This window comes from Macrococcus capreoli, from assembly GCF_025628935.1.
Classification (GTDB): Bacteria; Bacillota; Bacilli; order Staphylococcales; family Staphylococcaceae; genus Macrococcoides; species Macrococcoides capreoli.
In genome coordinates this window covers 120,802-131,551 of sequence record NZ_JAOTIS010000007.1, presented here as the reverse complement: position 1 = coordinate 131,551, position 10,750 = coordinate 120,802, and the positions used below count along the sequence as shown (strand labels likewise).

General features: G+C 36.4%; 6 protein-coding genes. 2 read left to right on the top strand and 4 right to left on the bottom strand.

Features of this window, described 5'->3' with window-relative positions; translation table 11 throughout:
• Positions 1-3,399 (bottom strand): SdrD B-like domain-containing protein (locus tag OCL94_RS07085; protein ID WP_317618550.1); only part of this gene is annotated, 3,399 nt, incomplete at its 3' end.
• A 318-nt stretch (positions 3,400-3,717) separates the two neighbouring features.
• On the opposite strand from OCL94_RS07085, the gene OCL94_RS07080 reads away from it, so the two are divergent.
• On the top strand, positions 3,718-5,223 hold the full coding sequence (locus OCL94_RS07080; RefSeq protein WP_262995945.1) for a M4 family metallopeptidase: 1,506 nt from the start codon (positions 3,718-3,720) through the stop codon (positions 5,221-5,223).
• Positions 5,224-5,269: 46 nt separating this feature from the next.
• Here OCL94_RS07080 and OCL94_RS07075 read toward each other — a convergent pair whose 3' ends face one another.
• Positions 5,270-6,691: an EVE domain-containing protein gene (locus tag OCL94_RS07075; RefSeq protein ID WP_262995943.1), complete on the bottom strand. Its 1,422-nt coding sequence runs from the start codon at positions 6,689-6,691 to the stop codon at positions 5,270-5,272.
• Between the two features lie 290 nt (positions 6,692-6,981).
• Here OCL94_RS07075 and OCL94_RS13230 point away from each other — a divergent pair, with 290 nt between their 5' ends.
• A complete protein-coding gene (locus OCL94_RS13230) occupies positions 6,982-7,824 on the top strand; it encodes a CatB-related O-acetyltransferase (RefSeq protein WP_317618549.1) in 843 nt (280 codons plus the stop codon).
• 77 nt (positions 7,825-7,901) lie between these two features.
• Here OCL94_RS13230 and gtfB read toward each other — a convergent pair whose 3' ends face one another.
• Together gtfB and gtfA are read right to left on the bottom strand one after the other, a co-directional pair.
• A complete protein-coding gene (gene gtfB / locus OCL94_RS07065) occupies positions 7,902-9,227 on the bottom strand; it encodes an accessory Sec system glycosylation chaperone GtfB (RefSeq protein ID WP_262995941.1) in 1,326 nt (441 codons plus the stop codon).
• Complete coding sequence (gtfA, locus tag OCL94_RS07060) at positions 9,220-10,713, bottom strand: accessory Sec system glycosyltransferase GtfA (protein WP_262995939.1); 1,494 nt, start codon at positions 10,711-10,713, stop codon at positions 9,220-9,222. Before gtfA ends, gtfB begins: the two co-directional genes overlap by 8 nt.
• Positions 10,714-10,750 lie beyond the last annotated feature (37 nt).

Here is a 10,750-nt window from a genome sequence, read left to right as displayed (position 1 = left end):
CTCTATTCCGCCATTTTGAACATTATCGTTGTTTGTATCTAACCATACTTTGTCACCAATTGTGTATGTTGGCGCTGGTGCAGTCGTCGCGATATACCCTTTATCTATCGTTAAATCATCATTTAAGAAAATAGCAACATCCTGAGCATCTGCGCCTGAATCAAGTGCTGAATCCCCTACATTATCAGTAGTTGGACGATATGATGTAATCGTTCCATCAGCATTCACTACAGGACCCGGCGTATTAAACACGACTGAATAATTACCATTCTTCACACCTGTAAATAAATAATTCCCTGCACTATCCGTTACTTTCGTATCAATAATTTGATTCGTTTCTTTATTAATTAAGTTTACAGTTACGCCAGCAATTCCAGGTTCTACCGCATCCTGAATACCATCTGAATTACTATCCAGCCATACTTTATCACCAATTGTATTCACTGTATAAACACCCATATCTACAGTTGTATTATTGGCATTATCAATTACAGCTGTAGTCGTATAAACAAATGGATTACTTGTCGCAACACCATCCGAATCAACAGCATCATCAGCTAAAATGTTAGCTGGAGAAGCTAAAACCCCTTCAGGCAAAGTGAACTTAACCGTATACGTACCATTATCTAATCCATTAAAAATATAATTCCCATCAGCATCTGTATAAGTAGTTAAAGGTGTTCCAAATTGATCTACAACAGGTGTAACACCGTCTGCTTCAAGTAAATCCACTTGAATACCTTCAAAACCTAAATCATCGGCATCTTGTATCCCATTACCATTAATATCAAAGAATCCTTTATCACCTAAACTGTATTTAGGTGTTGCCGGTAAAATACCTAAATCAACAGTATCATTATTCTCACCATCAATCTTTGCATCTGCGACAATTATCGTTGGCACATCAACATTTTGAACACCATCAGAATCTAATGTATCTCCTGTTGTATTAGTTGGTGATATCATTGTACCTGTAGGCACTTCAAATACGACTTTGTAATTTCCATCGACTAAACCTGTAAATTCATAGTTACCGTCTGTTGTAATAATATCAGCTACAGTTGTACCATCTAGTCTTACAACTGGCGTTCCATCAGCATTCGTTAATTTCACTTTAATTTGTTGATTAGCATTCAATTCTGTAGCGTCTTGAATACCATCTTTATTTGTATCAAGCCAAATACGATTTCCTAACGTGTACGTATTATTATTTACAACTCCAGCATCAACTGTGAGGTTGCTTGCACCATTAAGTGTCACAATTGTACTGCCATCTGAATCTTTATCCTCATTTGGATCATTAGGGTTATTCGATGTTACCCCGCTAGCATTTGGTGTAGTGTATTCATAACCTGGTGGAAGTGTAGGGAATACCACACCATACTTTTTACCATCTTCTAAATCAGTAAATAAGTAATTACCATTCGCGTCAGTTAATACAGTGATTTTATTACCTGCTTCATCATTTAAATAGATGGGTACATCACTTATACCTGGTTCGCCCGCATCTTGAATACCATTACGGTTAATATCTTCCCATACGCGATTACCGATTTCATAACGTTTAGGCGTACCTGTTCCTGATGATGTATTTGGCTCTCTACCAATTGTATTATCATAAATTGCAAACTGATTATCCCCATTAACATCCGTCGTTTGCATAACTGCAGACTGAATGATTGGTATACCTTGATTCGCTTGGTTGATATCAAACTTGCTGACAACTTTAATAACGTAAGCGCTACTGATATTTCCTAAATCAATCGTTGCCATGTCTGTACCAAAGTTAATTGCTGGATTTATTTGAGTGAAGTTATTATAAGGAATTGCACTATCACTCATACTATCTGGTAATTGTGAGCCATCCCCAGCATCATAAATAAAGAATTGCGTACTATTATCTATCATTGCAGCACTTTTATTAACTTCCATATTTAAATCTTGTGCACCAGTTGCATTTGTAGTTAAGTAAGCTTTCTCACCAGCGACAAATATTTGTGTGTTCGCTGCATTATTCAGCAATTGATTCACATAAATAATTTGAACAAGTTGACCTGTCTTCATATCATAATATTCATATGCTGATTCAATATTCGATGGACCTTGAATAATCGGGTTTTGATAAACTACTTCAAAAGGTTGTGTTGTAGTATTATTCCCTACAGTAATACTTGCATTTGCTTGCGCAGGATTACTTGTTGGTTGATTTGTATCGTTTGTAATCACTTTTCGGTTTATATATTGATTTAATACTAAATTCAGATGAATATTTGTATATTTGTCTACAAAGTCTGTAAATGTATAAGTGATTGAATTTGTTGCAATATCATATTGACCGTTTGCAACAACTTGCCCAAATGCTTCTAATGGAAGCGGCTTGAATAAATGTAAATCTAAGTCTGATGGCACAATATCAGTACCAAAGTTCACTGTAAATGTATCGCCTGCTTTCGCTGCGTCATTCACATCAAATGTCGTATTCATTATCATGTTCTCGCCATTTAAAGGGTTGACGATTCCGTCATTAGCACCCGTTGTTGTTCCTGTTGCATCAGTTTTTCCTTGATCAGTAATTGTAGTTACTACGTTCTCAATTAAACTATTGGCATCAAGCTGTTTGGTTACAGTGTTACTATTAGCATCAATTGATAGGCTTTCCATCGTACTTGTTAATGAACGCGTTCCTACAGGTGTCGCGATACTACTGTTTGCATCTTGTTGGTTGGCAATACTGCGTAATAAAGCTGTTAATAATTCTGAATCTGATACCGTTGCAAGATCCAGTTGCATATTAGAAACCATTTTTGCTGCTGTGTCTGCAGAAACACCTGTATTCTCTTGTACATATTGATTTAAAGTTTTTTGTTTTGCTGCAATTGTTGTCTGTGATTGTACTTGTGAAACGATATTTTTTAAGCTGGTTGTGTTTGTCGGTGTTGTTGGCTTAGAGGCTGGTGTTGTTGGTGATTCTGTTGTAGACAATTCAGTTGTGGACGATTCTTTTGTTAACACTTCTGTCGTTGAGTTTTCAGTTGTTTGCGTTTCTGTTGTTGATGATTCAGTTGTCGGGACTTCTATTGTTGGATTTTCCGTTGTTTGCGTTTCAGTCGTTGATGGTTCAGTTGTCGGGACTTCTGTTGTTGGATTTTCCGTTGTTTGCGTTTCTGTTGTTGATGGTTCAGTTGTCGGGACTTCTGTTGTTGATACTTCTGTCGTTGAGTTTTCAGTTGTTGGATTTTCCGTTGTTGTCGGTGCTTCGGTTGTTGGTAGTTCAGTCGTCTCAGCTTGACCTACATTCGCATGACCTAAAAATAACAATGATCCAATAATAATTGACGTCGTACCTACAGTAAATTTTCGGATTGAATATTTGTTCAGCTTATTCGGTAAAAAATCCAGTTTTTTTTTTCATTTGTTCCTCCGGTAAATATATTTATTTTCAAACTTAGACTACTTAATTAATCACTATTAATTATAGCATGAACATGAATTTTTTTAATTCTTTTTGATTATTATTACTCTATTATAAACATTTGAAAACGCACTACTGTTCCTACAACCTATTCGCATATAGCGATCAATATTAATGCCTTAAATAAATATTATTATTATCACTTAAGATTTAATGTTTTCCCAATACACTTCCATGTTATTATTACGCTTATCGTGTTATAATGTGCTATGCATTTTATACCTCAAATAATAAAGGAGTTCCATATGTCTAAAAAATTAATTTCACCGGTATTATTATCTCTACTTGTTGCCACGAGTGTTTCTGGACATGAGGCATACGCTAAAGAAAATACACCAAAAGTTAAAGTAACAACGAAAGCAGGCGCTATCAACAGTCTTAAATCTTTACCTAATAGCAAGAAAGCTAAGCAATTCGCAAAATTTTATGATGTGGTTGATACTACTACAGATGAATTAGGTTTCACGCATTACACGTTACAACCTAAATTACATGGTAAATTCATCGACAACCAACAAATTAAAGTTCACGTGAACAAAGCTGGCGAAGTCGTACTTATCAATGGTGACACGAATAAAGCTGTAACAACACCAACGAACAGTGTCACAATCTCTAAAGACACTGCAATTGACAATGCCTTCACAGCAATTCATACAACGAAAGAGGAAGCAAAGAATGAAACTGGCGAGGTTGTAAAGTCAATTGATCTATCCATCGATGACAAGAAGAAGCTCTATGTTTATAATGTTGAGTTAATTACAACTGCACCAAAAATCGGTAACTATGTTGTAACCATCAATGCGCAAAACGGTAACATCATGAATGTAGAAGATAAAATGAAACGTGTTGCAACAACAGGTTTAGGCCTAGGTGTTATTGGAAGTTATAAAACAATTAACATTACGAATGAAGCGACAAGCTATTACTTATCAGATGCAACACGTAAAGGCGAGATTGCTACTTATGCCTATAATCCTACAACAAAAGTAGCAGATTTAGTTTCTGATACAGATAAAACATTCAATGCTGCAAATCAAAAGGCAGCTGTAGATGCTCATTACTATGCTGGTAGAGTTTATAATTATTATAAAAATACTTTCGGCAGAGAATCATACGATAATTTAGGTTCAGCAATTCCATCAATCGTACATTTAAACACTGTCAAAACTACAAATGATAATTTAAACAATGCCGGTTGGGCTGGCGATAAAATGATTTATGGTGATGGCGACGGCACGACGTTTCGTGCAACTTCAGGTGCATTAGATGTTGTAGCACACGAAATCACTCACGGTGTGACTGCTAGTACTGCGAAGCTTGTTTATTCAGGACAATCAGGCGCGTTAGATGAAAGTCTTTCAGATACTTTCGCTTACTTTAACGATCCAGCAGACTGGTTAATCGGTGAAGATATATATACGCCGAATGTTGCCGGTGACGGTGTTCGTGATATTTCTAATCCGGCAGCGAAAGGCATGCCTGCACACATGAGTCAATATGTTAATACAACTGCTGATTATGGTGGCGTGCATACAAATATGGGTATTCCTAATAAAGCAGCGTACTATACGATTACTGCAGTAGGTAAAGATAAAGCTGAAAAGATTTACTACCGTGCATTAACAACGTATTTAACAAGCAATGCAACATTTGCTGATGCGAAACAAGCATTAACGCAATCTGCTCAAGATTTATATGGTGCAACAGTTGCAGCGCAAGTGAAAGATGCATGGAATAAAGTCGGCGTATAATGATATATGGAAAAAGGCAAAGGAATGATTCATTCCTCTGCCTTTTTTATTTATATGCGTAAAACTTCATGTACGCATGCATATATGTTGGATATTGCGCTTTAAACGCTTCGATAGATAATGTTGTCGTCGCAATCACCTTAAAGTCTTCTGTCAATTGATACGTCGCATGCTCATCTAATCCAATTGTTGCACGTGTTAACTCCGTCATCACCGGTAATGCCACAGTTTCTCCTTGTGCTGCGTGAATCAACGGCTTCAATTGTTGTGCTGAAATATACTCAAATCCTTCAATGAGTATATCGTGTTGCATTGGACTTGCTAATGCCTCTGTAATAATACCTTGATGAAATACGACATACTCTTCCTCTTTCACATATTGACCATACAGGTTCGCATTGATCCACATTGCATCAGCTGCATAAATATTCAAATGATTGCGTTTCAACTGTAAATACTTTATCGCTGTATCAACACCATTAAAATGCTCAGGTAAACTAAAGACGTATATCATCTTCCATGGTGTTTTGTTAATTTTTTGTTTCACCGGTTCATTGTTTAATGTTGCTTTAAACTGTTGTTCTCGCGCACTTTTGCGGGCGGAGAATTTAGCCGCTTCAATCGTTTGATGGATTGAAGGCTGTGCTGGCGCTGATTCAGTATCCGTTGAAGGATTTAAGAAAGCATCATATTGAATCTTCGTAATTTCTGTGATTGATTCATTCCATTTCTCTTCTAAGAAATATTGTGCGCGTAACATCGGTTCACGATCCAATTCATATATCGTACGAGGCGCAATATGCTGTAAATATTTAATCTTTACTGCCGTACTATCCGTTCTACCAGGAATCGGTTGATTTCTGTGCATGCCATCAACAACTTCAGCAATCCCGTATATCCCTCTTTCAGGCTGTGTCTTATAAATAATGACTTTATCGCCTTCCTGCATTTGACCATAATGTTTGAAGCCATTGCGATTTACGCCATTTACATTGCGCACGTATATCGTGTATATTTCATCTGCAGTGAAATCTATCTCTTCTTTCATTAAGAAGTAACGATTAATCTTCTCTTCAAGTCTACCAACACGCAACATCTTATTATAATGCGCTTCAGATAAAGGGTTAAGTAATTGTTCTTTCATGCTATTAATCGCAAGCTTTAATGACTCATCACGGATAAGATACTCTTTCGTATAAGGCGCTAACTTTTCCTCATATTTGAAGTGAATCTTAATTTGACCGCGACGAGGTTCCTCAACTTTCAATACCGATCCTGCACCAAGAAGACCAATCTTATTCTGGACTTGATAGAAGATCACTTTGTCTCCAGGTTCTGCTCGTTTGAATGCAGTATATCCTTCGTTCGGGTTGAAATGTACAGTAGAGTCAAATACTGATACTTGCCCCATTAAATCTTCAAAGTGATTAAATCTATTATATCCACAATTCAACCAAAAATAATTCACAAAAACGTCCTCCTGTATGCTCAATTAGTTTTATTATATTAAAGATTTTACGTTGAAGATAGCGTTTTCCGATGAATTATTAAGATTTTTCTGGCAGGTAATGATGGAGGTTGGACAAAGGTTAAGTTCCCGTTTCTTCAAAAATACGATACCGCCTCAAATTAACATTCGTTAACAATAAATTAAACATATAGTATTTAATGATAAATATTCAAATCAATATATATTCGTGTTATTTTCTGATGATATCACTTATAATATGGCTAACATTCAAATCGAAGGAGCTATTTATGACAACACAATATAACGGCATTACGTTCACACAAGACAACTTAATGATTCACCCATCTCACAACAATGTTCGATTAACATTTAATGATAATTATCATCAATTTTTAAACGAAAAACGCATTTATACATTACCTCGGGACAACGAAAAACGCGCGCGTTTGCAACCGAATACTATTATTCAAGTTTCAAGCCACGCACAAATAGAACCTTATGCAATGTTTCTAATCGGTCGATACTTTTATTCTATGGGTGCATTCTCTTCTACTTTAAGTGAATTACCTGTCAATACAGTTGTCGGTCGCTATTCATCTATCGCTTCAAATGTTAAACGTATGCATGGTAATCATCCTATGGACCGTTTCACAACATCTATGTTAACGTACGACAACCAAGCGACAGCATTCATGCAATATGCTAAAGATTATGGTACTGACTTTCAGACGTCACCCTATGCACCGACGTTAAATCCTGTCGTCATCGGACATAACGTATGGATTGGCCAGGATGTAACGTTTGCTAATAATGGCATAACAGTTGGTGACGGTGCTATAATCGCTGCTGGTTCAATCGTGACGAAAGATGTACCACCGTATGCAATTGTAGGTGGTGTCCCAGCGAAAGTATTAAAGTATCGCTATGACGAAAGGACGATTGAACGTTTACAGAAGTTACAATGGTATCAATATGCATACGGCGACTTTAAAAGTGTACACGCGACAGATGACATCATTACATTTATAAATAAAGTTGAAGACCTCGTTGCCTCAAATCAAATACTGCCATTTAAACCACATGTTACAACGTGTGATGATTTCTTAGCAGTAGAACAATCAACAAAGTAACACACGCTTATCATTAATCATCAAACAAAAAAAATCCAGACCTATCAGTCATCTATTGATAAGTCTGGATTTCATATTTATTTCGAACTTAAAATTCTCTTCCTAAATGCATTAATTCCAATATGATTGGCATGTTCACGCTGATGGAGTAATAGTGTTTCGCGTCGCTCATTTGTAAGATGGTTCAATTGTTTAGTTAACTCTGCTGTCTGCTCGGTCATAAATACATGTGCTGGTAATGTTACACTTAAATTATGTGCACGCTCCTTAAATGTATAAATAATCATATTGGCATCAAAGGCACGTCGCACTGCATTGTGTAATTCATTCCCGCCATTAATATCTAAATAAATATCACTTTGCATAAATAATTCATTGAATCTTACTTTCGTCACTTTCGGATATAAGTGAACGTTCTTATACTGATCATATTGTATTAACGTATTCGACATCTCGGTAATTGCTACGATATGAAACTCGTAGTCAGGACATGCCTTCACAATCGCTTCAAAGTTCAACAATTGATCTGAATTTGTCGCAATTAAGACGTTATTCGTCATTTGATGTTGACGCTTAAATTGATAAACATAACCAAATGATTGCACTTTATCTTTTACATCATCTTGTAACAGCGCTACAATCTTTTCGTATTCCGCATGATCTGGTACGAGTACACGGTAGTCGCGTTGCTTTTGCTGCGTTAACATATTTATCATATTCCCAGGTATTTCATGTTGAATGTGTTCCTGCCAGATTAAATTCGTTGAACCTTCCGGCAACCCAATAGACACAAAGAACGGAATACCTAAAGAATTAATATTAAGTACACTATAATCTAAACCACTATGCTTCAAATAGAATTGAATATATTTCGTCTTCGAATCGAATACATATTCCTTCCCTTGCCAATTAAGAATGATTTGATTCGTCACTACATTCTCATAGATCATTTCTTGATGCTGATCATTAAAGTATGTCTTAAATACGAGCTTTCCTTCAGCATTCAACACGTCTTGTCTAAAGCGCAATCCAAATCGATTGTACACATCAACGAATCGAATATTTCCATGTTTATCCAGCCATTCTACAGTATGCACTGATCTCGGCTGTGGATGTGAATGGTACTTTATGTTCGCTTTAATTTCACCTAAATGAAATACATTGGCTGAATGATTAGAGCCATGTATTTCCCAGTAATCCGGAATTTCAACTTCATTGAAGAACTTCGGTCGTGCAGATTTATTCACCGCATTACCAGCAAAAAATTGATACGGACTATGCATGCCAAGCGGCAAGAAGCCACTATCTTCAATGACTACTGTATCAACGTTAAGCTTTGCATGTTGAAAGCTATTATATATTTCAAGCGATGCTTTATCTAATGTATAAAATAAATTAATCATGTCGGACCTCCTTAATGAGGTTAAACCATTTCTGTTCAGTCACTTCTGAAAGAAAAGCTTGTGCAATTTCGTAAGAATGGTTTGCATAATCCATCTGCTCAGTAAACAACGTAATGATTGCTTTGCTCAATTGATCAATAACAATATCTGAACTTTCTTCATGATAGTCAATGCGCACACCATTCTTCAAATGATGAATAAATGTCGTATTCCCATATTCCACATCTAATCCAATCATACCAAGACCAGATCCTACCGCTTCCATTAACGTTAACCCGAATCCTTCACTTGTAGATCCAGAGATAAACGCATCGTATTGTGCATACACGTCTTCTAAATGTACATGACCTTTTAACTTGATATAGTCCGTAGCGCCATGCTTCACAATTAATTGATTCAACATTTGGCGTTGAGACCCTTCTCCGTATATATCAAACGTTAAATCTTGAATCGTTTGTTTCGCTTTCACAACAGCAAGTACGAGCCAATCGAGATGCTTTTCTTTCGCGAGGCGCGACGCTGTGATTAAACTATGAGGTTTACGGTGCGTTGCCTGCTTTAATGTCTTTAAACTACCGACAGGAATTGTATAAATTTGAGGTTCAGCATTTAAATATTTTTTAAATTGCGCTGCGAGTTTTTGCTTTTGGCGTTCTGTTGCTGTGATGAAGAAATCAACTTTATCATGATTCATAAATTGATATTCATAATAGTTGTTCCATAATATAACGTCGTCTGTCGTGTTATTCTCACTAAAGTGTTCCGCGTGTACAACGACACCTAATTTCGCTGCGCCGCTATTTTGAATAATTGACTGTGCAACACCTTTACCACGGTCTAATATGACAATGTCTTGTGCTGTTAAATTTAAACATTGCATGAAATAGGCGACAAATTCCTGTTTAGAATAAAACTTGTTACCTCCAATCTCAAACATACTTTCTTCTTTATCGATGTGCTCTCGATATGCCACTGAACCATCTTCGTTATAAAATTGACGCATATATAATTTCGCCCCATTATGAGGTGCGTAGTACTCCGAACAAATCTTTGTATATGAATAAAAATCTTTTCTGATCACTTTCTGGTTCACGACATATTCAACGCGATCAACGATGTTCTGTGCTTCGTCCTTTAAGAAACATCTTAAAAATGTATGGTCGCCTTCTAAATATATCGTCTTTACTTTTCCGCTTTGTAACGTCTTTGGCTGCGTAATATTCAGCGTACGACAAACGTCCGCTATCGTGTATGACGTCGGTGCAATCTTAATATCCGTAAAATATTGATATAGCCAGATGATTTCATCATCTTTAAAACCTATATTTTCAGTATAGGTCTGGATATTCTCAGAATTAATAAAGTCTAAAAAGACAAATTTAATCTTTTCATTCAGATTGCGTAATAATGCAGCTCGATACACTTGCGCATACTCTACACCACTACTCGCCCAGCCGATTCCTAAGTTGATATTATATATGGTCAATCGTTACACCCCTAAACTTACTTGATTTAAACCTTAT

Excerpts from the sequence above, each read along its gene's own strand:
- OCL94_RS07080 (WP_262995945.1), top strand. The coding sequence starts at position 3,718 with ATGTCTAAAAAATTAATTTCACCGGTATTATTATCTCTACTTGTTGCC.
- OCL94_RS13230 (WP_317618549.1), top strand. The coding sequence starts at position 6,982 with ATGACAACACAATATAACGGCATTACGTTCACACAAGACAACTTAATG.
- gtfB (WP_262995941.1), bottom strand. The coding sequence starts at position 9,227 with ATGATTAATTTATTTTATACATTAGATAAAGCATCGCTTGAAATATAT.